Raw genomic sequence first — 17,424 nt, 5'->3', positions numbered from 1 at the left:
CCCGCCAGGGGAGAGGCGGGCTCCCTCACCGAGTGCCGCGGAGGCATCCGCTCTGCCTGGGGCAGAGGGATGCCTCCGCCGCCGTCATGAGGCGAGCCGGAGCTCAGCCCTCGGAGGTCAGGCGATACCCGACGCCCCGCACGGTCTCGATGTAGCGCGGGTTGGCCGCGCTGTCGCCCAGTTTGCGCCTGAGGTTCGTCATGTGCGCCTCGACCGCGCGCTTGTCGGCATCGCCGACGAAGTAGCTCGTGACGTACGACTCGCCGCGCAGCACGAGCGTGAGGTCGGCCTTGCTGCGCACGCGACGCTTGGACTCGAGCAGCGTCGCGAGCAGATCGAACTCGGTGCGGGTGAGGTCGAGCTCGTCGCCCCCGATGAGCACGATGCGGTTCTCGGGGTGCAGTCGCAGGTCGCGATGTGCGAGCCACTCGCCGTCGCCGCCGCCGTCGGCGTCGCCGTACGCGGAGACGGATGCTGCGCCCGCGGGCAGGATGACGGTCGCGGGCGTGGCGAGGTCGCGGTCTTCGATCGCCGGCGCGGTCGGCACGGCGGTGGTCGTCGGCCGCACGCCGGGGAACGACGGCCCCACGCTGCCCTGCGACGGCGCGGCGACCGGCGGTGCGACCCGTTCGGCGTCGGCGCTGCGACGGCGAAGGAGCGCCTCGACGCGGGCGCGCAGCTCGCGGGGGCGGAAGGGCTTGACGAGGTAGTCGTCGGCGCCGGCCCCGAGGCCCGCGATCACGTCGGCCTCGTCGGTGAGGCCGGTGAGCATGATGATGAAGGTGTCGGACTGGGCGCGGATGCGCTTGGCCGCCTCGATGCCGTCGATGCCGGGCATGTGGACGTCGATCGTCGTGAGGACCGGCTTGTAGGTGAGCACCGCCCGCACGCCGTCGATCCCGTTGCCCACCGACACGGTCGAGAATCCCGACGACTCGAGCACCTCGGCCAGGACGTGGCGGATCTCCGCATCGTCTTCGATGATGACCGCTGTCTTCAGCTCGTCGGCAGGGGTGCTCATGCGTGCGTTCTCTCTCGGACGGTGGAACCGGTCGGTCATGCGCGGAACACCGACCCCAGCCGCGGCCCCCGACGCATGCGCAAAGTACTCCCGATGCTACACAACCGCGGGAATGCCTGGTCGGGTGTCAATCCGGGACGACATCCCGTGTCAGTTCCACCGCGGCCTCCGGCCACCAGCGTCCGGCGGCCGGCCCGCCGTTGCATTCGCCGTCGCTCTCGCCGGGAGGCTTGATCCACAGGTTCGTGTCGACGACCTCGTCGCCGATCGTGCCGCCCGCCTCGCCGATGAGTCGGTTCCGCGGGTTGCACCACTCGCCGTTCGCGCCCGCGCCGTTGCGGCCGGTGTCGATGATCGCGTGGAGCCCCTCGAGCCGCGCGGCGACGTCGTGGGCGTAGGCGACCTCGTCGTCGGTGGCCTGGAAGTTCGACACGTTGGTGACGAATCCACGGATGCTGCCGCCGCCGTCCTGCCTCGCCGCACGGTCGACCTGGTCGATGAGGTCGGCCATCTCGTCGGCCGGCAGCCAGCGCGAGTGCCCGCCGTCGACGTAGATCCACGTGCCGTCGGCGGAGAGCGCGGTGACCGCGGCGCTCAGCTGCTCGACGCGCTCGGCGACGTTCCCGCACTCGGGGGCGAGGGCGAGGCTGTCGGGTTCGAGGATCACGATGGGCGCGGTGTCGGCGGCATCCCGCAGCGCGGCGCCGAGCGCGTTCGTCCACTCGACGTACGCGTCGGCGTCGAGTCCGCCCGCGGAGTGGCCGCCGCAGTCGCGTCCGGGCAGGCCGTAGACGACCACCGCGATCCGTGCGGACTGTTCGCGCGCCTCCGCGGCCAGATGCGCGATGCGCTCGCCGACGACGTCGAGCGGATCGCCCTCCGGCGTGAGCCAGACGGCGGTCGGCTGTGCGCTCAGATACCTCGCCGCGGCCTGCTCGGGGCTCCCGTCGGGCGCGCGGGCGGCAGCATCCGTCGCCTTCGAGAGATCGGAGGCGACCACCTTCGTGCCGCGGCCGGGAGGCTCGGGAGCCTGCCCGCGCAGGAGCACGACGGCCGCGACCACCGCGATGACGGCGACGGCACCCGTGACGGCCATGATCGAGATGGTCCGTCGCGAGAGGGGCACGAAGGCGACTCTACGAGACCGGCGCCGGGATGCGGGCACCCCGGCGTGTCGCGTCAGGCCGTGCGGGGGCGCGGGCTGCGCACGCGCGGGGCGGGCGCGGTGCGGCCCGACGTGAGGGCGCCGCGGCGGGCGGTGGTGCCGCGCTTCGAGCCGACGAGCTGCAGCAGGGCGGCTGCGAGCGGGCTCGCCGAGGTCGCCTCGGCCTCGAAGGCGCCGGCGACGACGGATGCTGCGCGCTCGAACTCCTGCGCCTTCTCGACGGCGGTGCGGCGCTCGGCGACGACGCGGTCGGCGGCGGCGTACTCGGCGCGCAGGCGGGCGCGCTCGGACTCGTCGAGTCCGGGCCGCCGCGCGGTGCGCTCCAGGGCCTCGGCCGCACGGGAGCGGAGGGCGACGCTGCGGTGCAGCTCGCGCTCGGCCTCCTCGCGGGCGGCACGGCTCGCGTCGAGGGCGCCGGCGAGTTCGGCGCGGACGGCGGCGGCGGTGGTGGTGGATGCAGCGGGCATGGGGTCCTCCAGGATCGGGGTGCGGGTTCACGCTCGGATGCCGTGAACCGGCACACCACTCCAGAGGCGCGGCATCCCGTTTTCGTACATTCGGACTTCCTGTCAAGGCCATCCGCTCGCCATGTCGGCGGCATAGGCTGTGGACGTCATGAAGGTCATCTCGTACAACCTGCGCAAGCATCGGGCAGCGGGGGAGCTCGCCCACCTGGTGGAGCGCCATGGCGCCGACGTGCTGTGCCTGCAGGAGGCAGACACATCCGACATCCCCGACGAGATCTCGGGGCTGCGGCTCGCCGACTCGACGCAGCGCAACCGGCTCGGCCTCGCCGTCTACTACCGCGAGAACACGTACCGCGCCGTGGAGGTGCGGGCGCTCGCGCTCAAGAAGTCGCTGCACGACCGCGTGCTCAAGCCGGCCGAGGAGCGTCTGCTCGGCGTCCGGCTGCACGACATCGACGAGAACACCGACCTCATCGTGGCCTCGTTCCACGCCGCGCCGCTCACGGCGCTCAACTCGCTGCGGCGGCACCAGATCCGCACTGCGCTCGGCGAGCTGCAGCAGCTGGGCGAAGGGGTGCCGGCGCTCATGGTGGGCGACTACAACTATCCGGTGTTCAAGGAGCGGCTCGGGCAGCACATCCGCGAGCAGGGGTACGAGCTGAACCTGTCGGACTCCCGCACGTACACGCGGTATCGCTTCTTCCGGGGGCACTACGACTTCGCGACGTCGATCGGGTTCGAGATCGACCGCGTGCGCACGCTGCCGCAGGGCCTGAGCGACCACCTGCCGATCCTCGTGACCGCCCACCCCGCACCGGGCGTTCGGCGCGTGGTCGAGATCGCCGATCCCGAGGCCGTCGCCGCCGGGAAGACCGGCGCCGCCTGAGCTCGTCCCTCTCGCTTCACCCCTGACATCCGGGGGTGCGAAGAGTACGATGGGCCCCGTGGCGAGGGGGATCGTCACGCGCTCCGAACCCGAGGGTGCGCAAACCGGGGCCGTTCTCGATGTCGAGGCGACGCCTGTTCCGACGCGCCGCCGGCGCGTGTGGCCGTGGATCGTGGTCGCGCTGCTCACCGTGCTGCTGGTGGGCGGTGTCGTCGTCGGCGCCTTCGCCCTGCAGTTCTGGTCCGAGGCGCAACGCGCCCGCGCGGCGGTCGAGCGCGCGGCCGCCGGCATCGAGGAGCTCAAAGGCGGCCTGGCCTCCGCCGACACGGCGGAGGTGCGCGCCACGACCGACGAGATCCAGGCGAACGTCACGCTCGCGGTGCGGACGGTCGAAGGACCCCTCTGGGAGATCGCGTCCAACGTGCCGTTCATCGGGCAGAACGTCGACGCGGTCCGGCGCGTGACGCGTGCGGTCGACGTGCTCGTCGAGCGCGCGCTGCCGGCAGGACTGCAGTTCATGGCCGGCACCGACTTCGACCGGCTCGCCGTCGAGGGTGGCGGGATCGACCTCGAGCCGTTCCGGCAGGTGCAGAGCTCGATCCCCGAGATCGCAGCGGCCTTCGCGGACGCGCAGGCGATCGTGGCGCCGATCGACACGTCGACGCTGCTCCCCGAGGTCAGTTCGTCGATCTCCGACATCCTCGACTTCCTCGACGTCGCGACCCCGGCCTTCGCCGTGGCGGAGAAGTACCTGCCGACCCTGCTCGACATGGCGGGGTCGAGCGGTCCCCGGACGTACCTGCTGATCTTCCAGAACAACGCCGAGATCCGTGCCACGGGCGGCAATCCGGCCGCCAGCATGATCGTCACGCTCACCGACGGCAAGCTCGGCTACGTCGATCAGGGCAGCTCGCAGACGTTCTACGAGGCGGGGACCCAGGGCGACGAATATGTTCCGCTCCCCGGCGAGACCGCTCGCCTGTACCTGCCCACGTTGACCAGGCATTCGCAGGACTTCACCTTCACCCCCGACTTCCCGACGACCGCGCAGCTGTTCCAGGCGCTGTGGAGCCACACGACCGGCGCGACATTCGACGGCGTCGTCTCGATCGATCCGGTGGTGCTCTCGTACATGCTCGCGGTGTCGGGCCCGGTGACGCTCGGCACCGGAGAGCAGCTCACCGCCGACAACGCGGTGAAGGTCCTGCTCAGCGACGCGTACGAGCGCTATCCCGACGGCGACGACTCCGACGCGTTCTTCGCGGATGCTGCACGGCAGGTCTTCGACCATCTCACGACCTCGTCGTGGGATCCGCTCCAGATGCTCGCGGCCCTCGAGCGCTCCGCCGACGAGCAGCGCGTCCACCTCGCGTTCGTCGATCCCGCCGCGCAGGCGCTCGCGGTGGAGTTCGGACTCGACGGCGCGCTCGCCGGCGACACCGCGATGCAGACACAGGTGGGGATCTACCTCAACGACTCCTCCGTCGGCAAGCTCGAATACCACCTGGCCGCGTCGGTCGCCGCGACGTGCGACGCGGCGATGCGGACGATCACGACCACGATGACCCTGCACAACGGCATCGGCGACGACATCCGGAGCCCGTTCACGCTGGGCTTCCGCAACAAGCGGTTCGGGTTGCCGCGCACGACGATGATCCTCGACGTGCTGTTCTTCGCGCCTCCCGGCGCGCAGATCACGCAGGTCCTCCCGGTACGCGGCGACGTGCCGCGCTGGGAGCGCACCGGCGTCGAGAAGGGCAACACGGCGGTGAGCAAGACGGTGTTCGTCGGCAAGGGCGACACCGAGACCGTCTCGTTCACGGTCGCGCTGCCCGCCGGCGACCTCGGCCCGCTGCGGCTGCGTCACACGCCGACGGCGACCACGACCCCCGTCACGATCGACCAGAGCTGCACCGCCCTCTTCCCTCCGGCTCCGGCCGGTGAAGGGAGCGGGTGAGAGACCAGGCGAAACGCCCTCGTGCCCTCCCGAACCTCGGGGGCGTTTCGTCTTCCGACGCCGACGCGCCATTGCCGCCGGTCGCTGAGCGAGCGGGGCCCGAGCGAGACGTGACGCCTGCACCCGGCGCACACCTCAGCCCGCGATGATCGAGGGGTCGGGATCGCTCCACTTCTCGATGCCCTGCACGACCCAGAACGCGAGGAAGAGCGCGAGCGCGATCGCCTCGACGATGAGCACGATGGGAACCCCCGAGGTGCTCGACTGCGGCAGCAGCACGATGTAGGCGACCAGGGCCAGCGCGAGCCCCACCGCGATCGCCGTGTACAGCACGCGGAACACCGGCGCTGGGGGTGGCCCCTGCCGTGGGAACGCGTTGCGCACGGCCACCGCGGCGAAGAGCGCGAAGAAGGCCGTCGTCGCGATGAAGTGCGCCTGCTGCAGGAACGCGTCGCGTGCGAAAGCCCACGTCAGCGCGGTGATCGCGAGCACCACCACGGCGATGAGCAGCGACGGCCACACGGCGCGGAGCGACACCTGACCGAGAGCGCCGAGCAGCAGCGCGACCAGGAACACGAGAGCGCCCAGCACGAGGTACACGATGACGCCGTTGGCGACATCCGCCTCATACGCGGGCGGGAAGCACCGGCCCGTGCACGGCACCTCGACGCCTGGCACCGCCCCGGGGGCGAGCGTGGTCGGCACGAGCGCGATGAGCGGCGCGAACAGCGCAGCCGCGTCCAGCAGCGCGCGCTCGGCGCCGCGCCCGGAGAGGGCGAAGAGGGCGAGGGAGACGGCGATCAGAGCCCCGACGAACACATCACGCGCCGGCGTGTAGAAGTAGTCGCTGACTGACGTGAGCCAGCCGTACGTCGTCGCCGCCTGAGCGATCGCCACGAAGATCGCGACCACCGTGCCGGCGATCCCGATCCGCAGGTAGCGGTAGGTGCGCTCGAGCGACGTGGAGGGCGCGGCGGTGGCCATGTCGCTCACGATAGCGCGTGCTGCGGCGCGAGGATTTGTCCCCCAAAAGGTGGACATACACAGGAGATACGCTTGAGGCATACTGGAGAAACCCTGAACATCCCAAGTGCTCGGGACAACGGCGCGGCCCCCGGTCCTCTCCCCGAATGCCCCGGGGGCCCGCTCCTGTCCAGGGTCAGCGCGAGTCGCGCGAGCGCCGAACCGCGGCGACGACCGCGAGTGCGGCACCGGCGAGCAGCAGTGCGCCTCCGCCGATCCAGAGGCCGATCGTCTGACCCTGGTCGAGGCCGGTCGCCGGCAGGCCGTCGGCGCCGGTGATGGTGACGGCCGCCGTGCCGCCGGCGGAGGTCGACGACACCGCGGCGATGTTGTACGTGCCCGTGGCGTTGGACGGCAGCGTGATGTCGATCGCCGCGAGCGAGCCGTCGGCGCTCGACGGGGCGGTGGTGCTCGCCGTCGTGATCGCGAACTTCACCATGCCGATCCGGGCGGCGGTGCCGTTCTCACCGGTGACCGTGATGGTGACGGTCTCGTCGGGCGAGAAGGTCTCCGCGGCGCACTCGAACGAGACGGTGCCGCCGGCTTGGGTCGTCGCGGGGGTCGTGGTGCACGAGCCGGAGGGCGGGTAGATGGTCGACGCGCTCGCGGCCTGGGGGACGGCGAGTATCGCCGCGACGGCGAGGGTGGCGGCGAAAGCGGCTCGGGGGAGGAACCGGGGCGTAGTCGTTCTGGCGATGTGGGGCATCGGGAGCAGTCTACGAATCGCCGCACACCGCGGCAACCGCGGTCGGCGGGGTGAGCGTGGGGGTGGACACGGCCTCGAGCGTCGATGCGACCGGCGAACTCGCCCGTGCGGTGAGCGTCGCCGTCGCCGATCCGCCTGGCGGCAGGTCGATCGCGAAGCTGACGACGCGGCGCCCGTCGTGCGTTCCGCCGCCGAAACCCGAGCCGTCGGACATGGTCGCGTCGACCAGCTCGAAGCCCTTCGGAAGGTAGAGGTAGCCGATGGTGCGGGTGATGCCCGCCGGCACCCCGAATGCGCTGTCGCCGGTGATGTAGGCGGGGAGGGACGCAGCATCCGCCGGTGCCGTGTTGCCGATCGTGACCGTCAGCACCGCATCGCCCGTCGCGGTCCCCGCCGCGTCGAGGGTGCAGCTCGACCACTCGAGGGCCGTGGTCGCGCTCTGGTAGAAGTCCATCTTCGAGCCGGTGCCGTCGTTGACGTAGACGCCGAAGCGCGAGGCGTCGTCGTCCGACACGGGCAGTCCGCCCGAGAGGGTCGTGTCGGCGAGCAGGCTCTGCTCCTCCTCGTGACTGCTCCACAGCAGCAGGCGGTCCTCGTCGCCGGCGCGCGTGAGCGCGGCGACGAGCGCGGCCGGGTCGACCTCGCCGCTCGAGAGCTTCGCGAACACGGCGGCCGCCGCCAGCGCGAAGAAGGCGTCCTGGTCGGGCGGGCGGGTGTAGCGCGCGTACACGTCGTTGAGCAGCAGCGGCACGGCGCTCTCGGGCGTGAGCACGTCGCCGGTGGGCAGCGTGATGGGCCCTGTCGCCTCGAGCAGGTACGACAGTGCGACCGGGTCGAGCGAGATCACGCCGTCGACCTGCTGTCCGCCGTGCTCCCGTGCCCACATCTCGCGGGCGAGCGCGCCGCTGACCGCGAAGTCGGGCACCTGCGTGACGTTCTGGATCCATCGCCCCGGTCGGTCGCCGTAGATCGCGGTGACCTCGTCGCCGAGCGGCAGCACCGACTCGTCGTACCGCGGATAGTCGCCCGAGGACTCCTGCGCCGCGAGGCTGAGCGCGCCGCCCTCGGTGTGGATGAGCGCCATCGCGCCGGGGATCCCGCCCAGCGAACGCCACTCCGCGTTGTTCTGGAACAGCACGAGGTAGTCGCGGGGCGCGTCCGCACCGAGCATCGAGGGCAGCAGCTGCGTGGCACGGGCGAGGGCGTCGGTGGCGATGCCGGCCTCGGTGAGCAGACCGTCGACCTGGTCGACGGCCTCGCCGACGGGCGCGACGAGCGCGGTGCGATCGATGGACGAGACGGATGCTGCGGCCGCCGCCACCCCGTCGGTCGCGGTCTGCGCCGCGCCACTGATCTGCTGCAGCGGGGCGAGGTCGAGGCGTCCGCCCTGGGGGCGCAGCGCGTCGACGCTGAACGAGCCGGCGACTTCTGAGAGCGGACCGAGGGCGGTGCTCGCGACGCCGTCGAGCGATGCCGCCACCGTCCCGACGGCCGCGAGCTGCGGGCCGATCCAGGGCAGGCCCTCGGCGAGCGTCCAGACGGGGTCGGAGGTCAGCGAGTGGGCCGCGCCCGTGTCGGCGGCAAGGTCGGCGATCGCGGTGCTCGCGGAGGCCGGGTCGGCGAGGTTCTCCCGCAGGGCGGCCGCGGTCTGCTGTGCGTCGCGGAGGTGGCCGTAGGCGAGGGCGCCGCGCACACCGATCCACACGGTGCCGACGACGGCGAGCACGAGCAGCCCGCCGAGCACGGAGGCGAAGACGACGCCCCCGAGGCGCGCGGCGCGGGGCAGGGGCGAGTCGGTCACCGGTCCACCCTACGGGGCTGTCCCGGGCATCCGCTCCTCGTCAGCGGTTGTCGGCGCCGGCGTACTCGCCCTGGTACTGGTAGCCGTAGTACGCGCCGTTCTTGCGGGGCACGCGGTTCAGCACCACGCCGAGCACGCGCGCGTTGGCCTTGCCCAGGTTCTCGAGGGCCTTGTGCAGCACGTCGTACGTCGTCTTCCCGGCGCTGACCACGACGAGGGCCCCGTCGGCGGCGGTGGTGAGGACCGCAGCATCCGTCACCGGAAGGAGGGGCGGGGAGTCGATGATGACGAGGGCGTGCTCGGTGAGGCTGTGCACCAGCGCCTGCATGCGGTTGGAGCCGAGCACCTCGCTGGGGTTCGGGGGGACGCGGCCGGCCGTGATGACGGCGAGGTTGCGGCTCGTGCCGACGTTGTGCACGACGTCGTTGAGCTCGGCGCGTCCGGCAAGGACGTCGGTGAGGCCGGCGCCGTCGGGGAGTCCGAACACGGACGCGACCATCGGGCGGCGGAGGTCGGCGTCGAGCAGCACGACGTGGCGGCCCGCGGCGGCGAGGCTCACGGCGAGGTTGGCGGCCATCGTGGACTTGCCGTCGCCGGGCAGCGGGCTCGTGACGACGATCGCGCGGGGCGGGTTGTCGACGTCCATGAACTGCAGGTTCGTGCGCAGCTCGCGCATGGCCTCGGCGAGCGGCGCCGAGGCGGAGTGCTGGCTGTCGAAGTCGGCGATGCCGCGCTCGACGCTCAGCTCCTTGTCGATGGGGAGCGTGCCGACGACAGGGACTCCGGTCTCGCGCTCGATGTCGCGCGGGTCGCGCAGGCGCCGGTCGAGCACGTGGCGCACGACCGCGTACCCGATGCCGAGGGCGAGGCCGACGAGCGCGCCGAGCGCGAGTGACAGGCGCACGTTCGGCGACGACGGCGCCGTCGGCAGGCGGGCCGAGTCCCCCGTGACGAGGGTGACGGCGGCGGTGCCGGTCTCGTCGGTGCCCTCGACGGCGTTGATCTGCTGCACCATGCAGCCGAGCCACGACTCGGCCAGGTCGCGGGCCTCTTCGGGACTCGACGCGGTCGCGGTGACCCGCACGATGACCGTGTCGAGCGGGTTCGAGACGTCGACGCGGGTGACGAGCGCCTCGGGAGTCGTGCTCAGGCCGAGCTCGTCGATCGCGCACTCGGCGACCGCGCGCCACGACCCGATCTCGACGTACGAGGTGACCTTGCTGCGCGCGAGCTGGTCGCCGACGAGCGACGACCCGGTGTCGGATCCGGCGTTCGTCGCGGTGACGATGCCGCTGGCCTCGGCCGTGTAGACCTTGGGCTGCAGGGCGGTCCAGCCCCACGCCACGGCGACGCCCAGGAGGGTGAGGAGCACGATGGCGAGCCAATGCGCGCGCAGGATGCGCAGATAGTCCCGCAGCTCCATGGGCCCCCTCCCAGTCCCCCGTACACTACCGCGTGTGACCGGCAACCTCGTGATCGCTGCCCTCGGGGTGCGGGTGCGCATCGTGTGCGACGGGCTCGGCGATTCCGTGGCGGCTGCGGCCCACGAGGCCTGGCAGGATGCGCGGACGGATGCTGCGGCCCTCGGCCCTGCCGACGTCGAGGTGGTCGCGGGCGGGGGTGGCAGCATCCGTTCTCTGCTGTCGTCGCTGTCGCAGCGCGTGACGCTCGCGGCGATCGAGGCGCAGCGCGGACACGCGTGGATGCTGCACGCCGCCGGTGTGGCGCTCCCCGACGGCCGGGTCGTGGCGCTCGTCGGTCCGAGCGGTCGCGGCAAGACGACGGCCGCGCGCGTGCTCGGGCGGGCGTACGCCTACGTCTCGGACGAGACGGTGGCGATCGACTCCTCGGGTGGCGTGCACGCGTTCCGCAAGCCGCTGTCGATCATCGAGCCCGGCGAGCCCGACAAGGCGCAGCGCTCGCCGTCGGCACTGGGACTGGGTGAGCTGCCCGAGCCCGAGCTGCGGCTCGCGGGGGTCGTGCTGCTCGATCGGCGTGACGGGGTCTCGGGTGCGGCGGTCTCGGGTGCCGTGGTCTCGGAGGTCGACCTGGGCGACGCGCTCGAGGATCTGGTCGCGCAGTCGAGCTACCTCGCGGATCTGCCGGCGCCGCTGCGCACGATCGCCGCGCACGTCGCGTCGGTCGGCGGCGTGCGCCGGGTGACGTACACGGATGCTGCGGACCTGGTGCGGGTGATTCCCGAGGTCGCGGCGGGGTCGCCGTCGGCGCCGCGCGTGCCGGCTCCTTCGGTGCACGCCGCCGTGTCTGCGGATGCGGCGGGAGAGCAGGCGTTCCGACGTGTCGCGGCCCTCGATGAGCTGGCGCTCGACGATCCGGACCGGGTGGCCCTCCTCCACGTCGACGACGAGGGCGTCGGCACGGTGCGTGTGCTGGCCGGCATCGCTCCGGCGCTGTGGCGTGCGGCCGACGGTGTCGGGCTCGAGGCGCTGGCCGCGGCGGCGGTGTCGGAGTACGGCGCTCCGGAGGGGACGGATGCCGCCACCGCCGTCGCGGCTGCCGTCGAGGATCTCGTGGCGTCCGGTGTGCTGAGGGAGTCGTCGGGTTCGTCGGGCGTGGTGGATGCTCCGATCTGGCGCATCAACGACGACATCGCGTGGACGGGTGAGGTCCCGCGGATCGTGGTGCTGGCGCTCGCCGATCCCGCCGCATCGCCGCTTGCGCTTGAAGGCTCGGCTGCGCTGATCTGGTCGGCGCTCGCCGAAGGCCCCGGCCGCGCTCACGACATCGTTCGCCGCGTCGCCGAGGCGGCGGAGGTCGACGGCGACGTGATCCGCGACGACGTCGAGTCGTTCCTCGGAACGCTCCGCGATCAGGACCTCGTCTTCACCGGGTGAGTGGGGCGTTCAGAGTCCCGACCAGCGGCTGATCGGCCACAGGATCACGGCGGCCTTTCCGACGATCCCGTCGCGCGTCGCCCACCGCCAGCACGCGGCAGCCGGGTTCTCCGTGCGGCATTGCGCCGCGGAGTCCGAGGAGCTCCCACGGTTGTCGCCGAGCACGAGATACGAGTCCGCCGGAACGAGGATCGGATCGAAGCAGCGCGGCGAGCGGGGTGTCGTGTCGCAGTCGATCCTGCCCGGTTCGTAGGCGAGGTCGTTCGTCACGTACGGCTCGTCGAGCGGTTCGCCGTCGACGACCACGCGCCCGTCTGCGCTGCAGCATTCCACGGTCTGCCCGGCAGCGCCGATGACGCGCTTGACGAGCGTGTGCGGGCCGGACGGACCGAAGCCCGTCACCTCGCCTGCCCAGCGCAGAGGATTCGCGGAGGCGGCGGAGGGCACGCCCCATGCGGCGCCGGCATCGAAGACGACCACGTCCCCGGTGCCGGGCTGTGCTCCCAGATACGCGAGTCGGTTCACGAGGATGCGGTCACCGGGCTCGAGTGTCGCCTGCATCGAGCCTGACGGCACCCAGAAGGGCTTCACGACGAACGACAGGATCAGTCCTGCGACAACGAACGCCGCCACGAGGTGGAACCACGGACTGCCCACCACGCGGCGCCACGGCGCTGGGCGCGTGCTGGAGATGTCCGTCACGCTGCGAACCTATCTCGCGGCGAGGGGGTGGGAGTTCAGGCCGTGAACTGCGGGCTGAAACCGATGACGGTCTTGGAGGGGGTGACGCTCGTAACGGAGACTTCGACCCTCACACGGCACACCGTGCCGGAGGCGAGCCCGCTCTGCGACAGCTTCAGCTTGCCGAATCCCGCGAAGGTCGCTGTGGAAGTCGCTGCCACCCCACCCGAACTCGTGTGGCCCGTCTGGCCATTCGTCCACTCACCCGGCGCAACGTCGGTCCAGCTGCCATCCGGGTTCCGCTTCTGCGGAACGAGCTTGATCGACACCGTGATGCTGGAGTTGCTGTTGTTCTTGATCGGCACGGAGAAGGTTGCCTGGCCGCCCGAGATCGTTGGGGGTGCCATTGTCTGCAGGGTGGCGGTGTCCACGGAGGCGCTGGCCGCGGGAACCGCGGCGGCGAGCACCACGACGGGGGCGGCCCAGGCGCCGACCTTCAGCAGCTTCCGGCGATCGATCGTGTGGTCGGTGGTCGGTTCGAGAGCGCGCGCGAGCGTGTCGGTCACTGTGTTCCCCCAGAGAACAGTCGTGGCTGACGGGCGTTCGGGCTCCCACAGCCGTGAACAGAACGGGCGACCCCTCGCCCGCCGTGCGGTCGCCCCAGGCAACCGACGTGATCCTCACCCTAGCGGAACCGCCGAGGCGTCTCGTTAACGCGAAGTAACGACCCCGGCTTCCTTACGCGATCCTGAGGCGCGCCTCGACCCGGCCTGCTCAGGGACCGACGACGGGGCCGCCTTCGAATCCGCTCGCCCTCGTGCCCGCGATCAGACCGTTGATCGAGATCGAGGCGGCGGAGGGCGCGCTGGTGAACGGGAACCAGGCGAGAAACGGCGACGTCCAGTAGTTCCCCGTCGGTGCCGCAGGGTATTGCAGCGTCGCCGAGGTGGGCGATCGCGTGATCACTTGCCAGCCGTTCAGATTCTGCGCGGTCGGCTCGCCCAGGACGCCCGCTGTCGATGTGATGGTGATCTGGGCGAGATTGCTCGAAGTCCAGCTTCCGGATTCGTATCGAGCCGAGACGTTGCCGTCGAGACCCCCGTCGAAGATCGAGAACGCGCCGCCCATCACCGGATTGACCACGGATGCGCTCGCGGTGGGCACAGCTGCCGCGACCACCAGCGCTGGGGCCGCCCATGCGCCTGTCCTGAGCAGTGTCCGGCGGTCGAGGGCCGGTCGTGTGGAGCCTGTCGTGTCGTCGAGCATCGCGATCCCCCCGGATCTGTGCGGCGGCAGCGACGAGTGGTCGGTGCTGCCGGCGCCGTCGTCGTGTTGTCCGCCGACCGGCGCAACGCCCCGGGCGACATGCTGTCCGGTTCGACGCTAGCGAGGATCCGGTCGCCATGGAACGGTTCAATCCTGAGAGTTCGCGCAAGCTGCCTCCGCGGCGTGCGGCAATTCGTTACATGCTCGTCCTCGTCCGGCAACCGCGCGAGCGTACCGTCAGGCCCAGACGATGGCGTCGTGCACCAAGGGATATCCATCCTCGACGAGTGGGGGCTCGGCATGGCGAGATCACGACGCAGGCGGCGGCGCTACGAGATCGGACAGGAGCCGTGGCTCCTCCGCGAGTACGGCGGGGCGCCGATGTGGCTCATCTGCGTTGCGGCTGCATTCCTCGCGGCTGTCTGCGTGCTCTGGCTCGTCATGGGGTGAGTCGGCGGCGGTGGGTCCAGACGGCCCGCACTCCCGCCGGAGCGGAACGGATGCCGCGTCCCCAGCGTGCGAGCCGTGCCCGTGTCCGCCCGTGCACCGTGTCGGCCGTCTCGGGTCGGCCGACCAGCAGGTCGCGTCGGGTGGGCCAGAACGCGCGCCACAGCAGGCGAGGACGCTCATGCCACCGAGATCGCCGGAGCGCCAGCATCCAGAAATAGGATCCATGCGATCCCGCGGTCACCCGCTCGCGCCAGTCGCGCAGGTGCGGCGAGGCCAGCTCGTCCGCCGACGGCTCGACGAACACACCCAGGCGCGGAAGCACGGAGTCGAGGGTGGCGACGCAGCCGGTCTCTCGCGCGAGCGCCGCGATGTCGGCACGCTCGTCGTCGGTGAACGGGGTGCTCACCAGCTGTTCGAGCTCCTGGACGTGGCGCGGCTGGATCGTCGCGCCGCGAAGCGAATGCAGCGCGAGCACGAGCGCCCCGGCGGTCTTGTCGAGCGCGAGGCAGTCGCGATGCGCGAGCGACAAGGGGAAGCGATGGCGCCACAGCGCCTCGAACACGAGGGTCGGGCCGGCAAGGAAGCCCGGATAGAAGCTGTGCACATCGAGATCGCACGGCCACCCGTCGCGCAGGAACGTCGTCGAGTGCACGGTGGTCAGTTCGCTGATCAGCAGGCCCGGGCGCTTCGTCCAGCCGCATTCGGCGATCGCTGCGCACAGCTCGTCGAACCGCGCCGGCTCGACGAGCACGTCGACGTCGGCCGACACCCTCTCCTCGCGCAGGCCGTGCAGATGCAGCGCCGGCCCCTTGATCAGAAGAGCACGGATGCCGCGCCGCTCCGCCAGCGCGCACACCCAGGCGGCGGCGAGCTCGTCGGCCTCGTCGAGGCGCAGCAGCACCGTCGCGTCGGTCGGGGCTTGGGTGGGCACGGCCCCACGATAACCGGCGCGCACGACCAGTCCATCCCGCCCGGTCAGGCGGCGGCGAAGTCGTAGCGGGCGCGGCCGGCGGGGCGCGGTGTGCGCGCCGGGTCGACGTGGGCGGGCGGGATAAGCCACACCCTGCCCTTTCGGCCGGTGCCTTCGACCTGTATGTCCCACCCGTTGTCATGTACCCGGTGATGACAGGATTCGCAGAGCAGCACCCCGTTGTCGAGGTCGGTGGGACCCGCATCTCGCATCCACCAGCGGATGTGGTGGACCTTGGTGAAGTGCGGGGGCAGTCCGCACCCGGCGCACCCTCCGTCGCGCTCGCCGAGGGCGAGTTTCTGGGACTTGGAGTAGAGCCGCCGCTCGCGGCCCCAGTCGAGGATCTCGCTGTCGCCGCCGAGCACGCAGGGGATCACCGAGGCGCTCGAGGCGAGCTTGCGGGCAGCGGAAGCGGAGATCGGGGCGTCGATGCCGTCGATCTCTGCTGTGCCGGTGCCTTCGCGGAGGGTCTCGAGCGACATGCGCACGACCACGGTCACCCCGTTGAGAGGGAGATCGCTCTCGTCACAGCCGAGGGCGTGCTCGCAGATGCTCACGAACGCGTCGGCCTGCATCTGCGGGATCGTGCGGCGCTCAGCATCCGTCGTCTCATCAAGGAGGGGCGTCGCGGGTGCGTCGGGTGACGGGGTGACGCGTGCCGTCTCGGCGTCGCGCTCGGCGCGGAGTCTCGCCGTGACCATGCCTTCGATCGCGGCCTTGACGGGCGCGCCACTCACCGGGTCGAACTTGCCGGTGAGGATGATCATGCCCGTGCGATCCTGCCGGATCGTCAGCGCCGTCTCGGCCGCGAGGTCGGCCTCACGGGGCTCGACGCCATCGGGGTCGAGCCAGGCCTCGGCGCGGAGGATGAGCTTCGAGAGCGCGTCGAGGGGGAGTCCGGCGGCCTGCTCGACGAGGAGCTTCTCAGCCTGATCGACCTTCTCGGCGCCGGCGCGGATCGCGACGCGGTCGAGCATCGCGATGATCGCTGACGCGGCCTGCGCCCCGATACGGCCGTCGCTGAGACCCTGTCCGACGTGAGGGTGCCGGGCCGGTGCCTTGTCACCCGACAGCAGCATGCGCGGAGTCGTGGCCTCGCCGACCTTCACGAGCCGCGCCGCGTCGCCGGTGGTCGTGCCCATCGTCGCCGCGATGAACTGCGTGGGATTGCGGAACCCCTGGATCTTCGCGAGGCTGTCGGGCCCGAGCTCGGGGCGTGACTGCCGCTGGATCTCGGACGCCACCAGAGCCTGAACGCTCTCGGCGAGGCGCTTGCCGCGCCCGATCTGCTCGTTGAGAGCGATCAACTCCGCCGGTGTGAGCGACGCGATGTCGCGCCCCTCGGGCAGGATTCCCCGCGCAACGTCGATCGCCTCTGCGAGGGACGACAGTGCGCTGGTCATGCACTCAGCCTAGCCACTGCGGACGCTACTGTCAAACCTTTGTTCGATTAGTTTGCGACCGCGCCCCTGCTGCACGCGCGCATTTCCTGCTAGAGCCAATACCCCGCGACCCGACAGCTTCGAACGGACATTCGGCGCCAGTATAGAACAAATGTTCACCAAACCCCAGGCCGTCTCCTGCGCCGCCCCCGCGAGTAGACTCGCCGCACGGCGCGGCACCCTCGCGGCGCCCGGCAGAGGGGAGCCCGCCATCACCGACGCGCCCGCCCTCGCCCCCGCGCCGCCGACCACCGCGGCCGTCGCGACCGTGCACCGGCGTCGCGCGCAGGGGCGCAGCATCCGTCTGCTCGTCATCTACGCGGTGCTGCTCGCGCTCATCGCGTTCTGGCCGACGCCCGTGGACCGCGGAGCGTCCGGTCTGCTCGAGGCGATCACGCACGCCGTCCCCTGGCTCACCTACGACGTCATCGAGACGTCCGCGAACGTCGTGCTGTTCGTGCCGTTCGGCCTGCTGCTGGCGCTCGCGCTTCCGCTGCATCGCGGAGTCGTCATACCGATCGCTCTCGCCACCACACTCGTCATCGAGTCGGGCCAGGCGCTGCTGCTCGCCGAGCGCACGCCGAGCCTGCGCGACATCGTCGCGAACGTGCTCGGCGCCGCCATCGGCCTCGCGATCGTGCACCTGCGCGAGCGGCGCACGTCATCTGATTGACGGATGCTGCGGCCCGGCGCCCGCGATGCCGTCCGCGACCGTTCGATCAGGCGTGGCGGGT

At 71.4% G+C, this 17,424-nt stretch carries 17 protein-coding genes; 5 read left to right on the top strand and 12 right to left on the bottom strand.

From position 1 onward, the window contains the following. Nucleotides 1-103: 103 nt before the first annotated feature. The 3 genes from ACFQ7C_RS00445 to ACFQ7C_RS00435 all read right to left on the bottom strand — a co-directional run bounded on the left by ACFQ7C_RS00445 (nt 104) and on the right by ACFQ7C_RS00435 (nt 2,653). Complete coding sequence (locus ACFQ7C_RS00445; RefSeq protein WP_378896484.1) at nt 104-1,021, bottom strand: response regulator transcription factor; 918 nt, start codon at nt 1,019-1,021, stop codon at nt 104-106. Nucleotides 1,022-1,148: 127 nt separating this feature from the next. After that, entirely contained in the window at nt 1,149-2,147 is a 999-nt protein-coding gene (locus ACFQ7C_RS00440) for a glycoside hydrolase family 6 protein (RefSeq protein ID WP_378896481.1), read from the bottom strand. A gap of 53 nt (nt 2,148-2,200) precedes the next feature. Beyond that, nucleotides 2,201-2,653: a hypothetical protein gene (locus ACFQ7C_RS00435; RefSeq protein WP_378896479.1), complete on the bottom strand. Its 453-nt coding sequence runs from the start codon at nt 2,651-2,653 to the stop codon at nt 2,201-2,203. 148 nt (nt 2,654-2,801) lie between these two features. Between ACFQ7C_RS00435 and ACFQ7C_RS00430 the strand changes: the two genes are divergently transcribed. Then, on the top strand, nt 2,802-3,539 hold the full coding sequence (locus ACFQ7C_RS00430; RefSeq protein WP_378896476.1) for an endonuclease/exonuclease/phosphatase family protein: 738 nt from the start codon (nt 2,802-2,804) through the stop codon (nt 3,537-3,539). A 58-nt stretch (nt 3,540-3,597) separates the two neighbouring features. Continuing rightward, complete coding sequence (locus ACFQ7C_RS00425) at nt 3,598-5,496, top strand: DUF4012 domain-containing protein (protein ID WP_378896473.1); 1,899 nt, start codon at nt 3,598-3,600, stop codon at nt 5,494-5,496. A 135-nt stretch (nt 5,497-5,631) separates the two neighbouring features. On the opposite strand, the gene ACFQ7C_RS00420 is transcribed toward ACFQ7C_RS00425, so the two are convergent. The 4 genes from ACFQ7C_RS00420 to ACFQ7C_RS00405 all read right to left on the bottom strand — a co-directional run bounded on the left by ACFQ7C_RS00420 (nt 5,632) and on the right by ACFQ7C_RS00405 (nt 10,449). Beyond that, nucleotides 5,632-6,480 carry a hypothetical protein gene (locus ACFQ7C_RS00420; RefSeq protein ID WP_378896470.1) on the bottom strand — a complete coding sequence of 283 codons (849 nt, stop codon included), beginning with the start codon at nt 6,478-6,480 and terminating at the stop codon, nt 5,632-5,634. Between the two features lie 175 nt (nt 6,481-6,655). Then, nucleotides 6,656-7,225 carry an LPXTG cell wall anchor domain-containing protein gene (locus ACFQ7C_RS00415; RefSeq protein ID WP_378896467.1) on the bottom strand — a complete coding sequence of 190 codons (570 nt, stop codon included), beginning with the start codon at nt 7,223-7,225 and terminating at the stop codon, nt 6,656-6,658. A gap of 10 nt (nt 7,226-7,235) precedes the next feature. Next, nucleotides 7,236-9,026 (bottom strand): DUF4012 domain-containing protein, encoded by a 1,791-nt coding sequence (locus ACFQ7C_RS00410; RefSeq protein WP_378896464.1) that lies wholly within the window; start codon nt 9,024-9,026, stop codon nt 7,236-7,238. A 40-nt stretch (nt 9,027-9,066) separates the two neighbouring features. Next, entirely contained in the window at nt 9,067-10,449 is a 1,383-nt protein-coding gene (locus ACFQ7C_RS00405) for a polysaccharide biosynthesis tyrosine autokinase (protein ID WP_378896462.1), read from the bottom strand. Nucleotides 10,450-10,483: 34 nt separating this feature from the next. Between ACFQ7C_RS00405 and ACFQ7C_RS00400 the strand changes: the two genes are divergently transcribed. Continuing rightward, nucleotides 10,484-11,881, top strand: coding sequence for a PqqD family peptide modification chaperone (locus ACFQ7C_RS00400; RefSeq protein ID WP_378896459.1), 1,398 nt, complete (start codon nt 10,484-10,486; stop codon nt 11,879-11,881). Nucleotides 11,882-11,890: 9 nt separating this feature from the next. Here ACFQ7C_RS00400 and lepB read toward each other — a convergent pair whose 3' ends face one another. The 3 genes from lepB to ACFQ7C_RS00385 form a co-directional block, all read right to left on the bottom strand. After that, on the bottom strand, nt 11,891-12,583 hold the full coding sequence (lepB, locus tag ACFQ7C_RS00395) for a signal peptidase I (RefSeq protein ID WP_378896456.1): 693 nt from the start codon (nt 12,581-12,583) through the stop codon (nt 11,891-11,893). Nucleotides 12,584-12,618: 35 nt separating this feature from the next. Further along, nucleotides 12,619-13,128 (bottom strand): hypothetical protein, encoded by a 510-nt coding sequence (locus tag ACFQ7C_RS00390; protein ID WP_378896453.1) that lies wholly within the window; start codon nt 13,126-13,128, stop codon nt 12,619-12,621. Between the two features lie 208 nt (nt 13,129-13,336). Beyond that, nucleotides 13,337-13,828: a hypothetical protein gene (locus ACFQ7C_RS00385; protein ID WP_378896451.1), complete on the bottom strand. Its 492-nt coding sequence runs from the start codon at nt 13,826-13,828 to the stop codon at nt 13,337-13,339. 258 nt (nt 13,829-14,086) lie between these two features. Between ACFQ7C_RS00385 and ACFQ7C_RS00380 the strand changes: the two genes are divergently transcribed. Further along, the gene (locus tag ACFQ7C_RS00380) at nt 14,087-14,278 is read left to right on the top strand and encodes a hypothetical protein (protein ID WP_378896449.1); all 192 of its coding nucleotides are present in this window, start codon (nt 14,087-14,089) and stop codon (nt 14,276-14,278) included. Here ACFQ7C_RS00380 and ACFQ7C_RS00375 read toward each other — a convergent pair. Both ACFQ7C_RS00375 and ACFQ7C_RS00370 read right to left on the bottom strand, forming a co-directional pair. Then, nucleotides 14,268-15,209, bottom strand: a complete 942-nt coding sequence (locus tag ACFQ7C_RS00375; protein ID WP_378896447.1) for a nucleotidyltransferase family protein — start codon at nt 15,207-15,209, stop codon at nt 14,268-14,270. The genes ACFQ7C_RS00380 and ACFQ7C_RS00375 overlap by 11 nt on opposite strands. A gap of 44 nt (nt 15,210-15,253) precedes the next feature. Then, on the bottom strand, nt 15,254-16,651 hold the full coding sequence (locus ACFQ7C_RS00370) for a DUF222 domain-containing protein (RefSeq protein WP_378896445.1): 1,398 nt from the start codon (nt 16,649-16,651) through the stop codon (nt 15,254-15,256). A gap of 151 nt (nt 16,652-16,802) precedes the next feature. Here ACFQ7C_RS00370 and ACFQ7C_RS00365 point away from each other — a divergent pair, with 151 nt between their 5' ends. Beyond that, complete coding sequence (locus ACFQ7C_RS00365; RefSeq protein ID WP_378896443.1) at nt 16,803-17,363, top strand: VanZ family protein; 561 nt, start codon at nt 16,803-16,805, stop codon at nt 17,361-17,363. The last annotated feature ends 61 nt before the right edge of the window (nt 17,364-17,424 follow it).

This window comes from Microbacterium sp. NPDC056569 (assembly GCF_042793475.1).
In the GTDB taxonomy this organism is placed as follows: domain Bacteria; phylum Actinomycetota; class Actinomycetes; order Actinomycetales; family Microbacteriaceae; genus Microbacterium.
The sequence above is the reverse complement of the archived record's forward strand: the minus strand, read 5'-3'. Positions and strand labels throughout refer to the sequence as shown.

Bases quoted from the DNA above. Each gene is read 5' to 3' on its own strand.
- ACFQ7C_RS00445 (WP_378896484.1), bottom strand. From the start codon at position 1,021: ATGAGCACCCCTGCCGACGAGCTGAAGACAGCGGTCATCATCGAAGAC.
- ACFQ7C_RS00435 (WP_378896479.1), bottom strand. From the start codon at position 2,653: ATGCCCGCTGCATCCACCACCACCGCCGCCGCCGTCCGCGCCGAACTC.
- ACFQ7C_RS00430 (WP_378896476.1), top strand. From the start codon at position 2,802: ATGAAGGTCATCTCGTACAACCTGCGCAAGCATCGGGCAGCGGGGGAG.
- ACFQ7C_RS00420 (WP_378896470.1), bottom strand. From the start codon at position 6,480: ATGGCCACCGCCGCGCCCTCCACGTCGCTCGAGCGCACCTACCGCTAC.
- ACFQ7C_RS00415 (WP_378896467.1), bottom strand. From the start codon at position 7,225: ATGCCCCACATCGCCAGAACGACTACGCCCCGGTTCCTCCCCCGAGCC.
- ACFQ7C_RS00405 (WP_378896462.1), bottom strand. From the start codon at position 10,449: ATGGAGCTGCGGGACTATCTGCGCATCCTGCGCGCGCATTGGCTCGCC.
- ACFQ7C_RS00385 (WP_378896451.1), bottom strand. From the start codon at position 13,828: ATGCTCGACGACACGACAGGCTCCACACGACCGGCCCTCGACCGCCGG.
- ACFQ7C_RS00370 (WP_378896445.1), bottom strand. From the start codon at position 16,651: ATGACCAGCGCACTGTCGTCCCTCGCAGAGGCGATCGACGTTGCGCGG.
- ACFQ7C_RS00365 (WP_378896443.1), top strand. From the start codon at position 16,803: ATGTTCACCAAACCCCAGGCCGTCTCCTGCGCCGCCCCCGCGAGTAGA.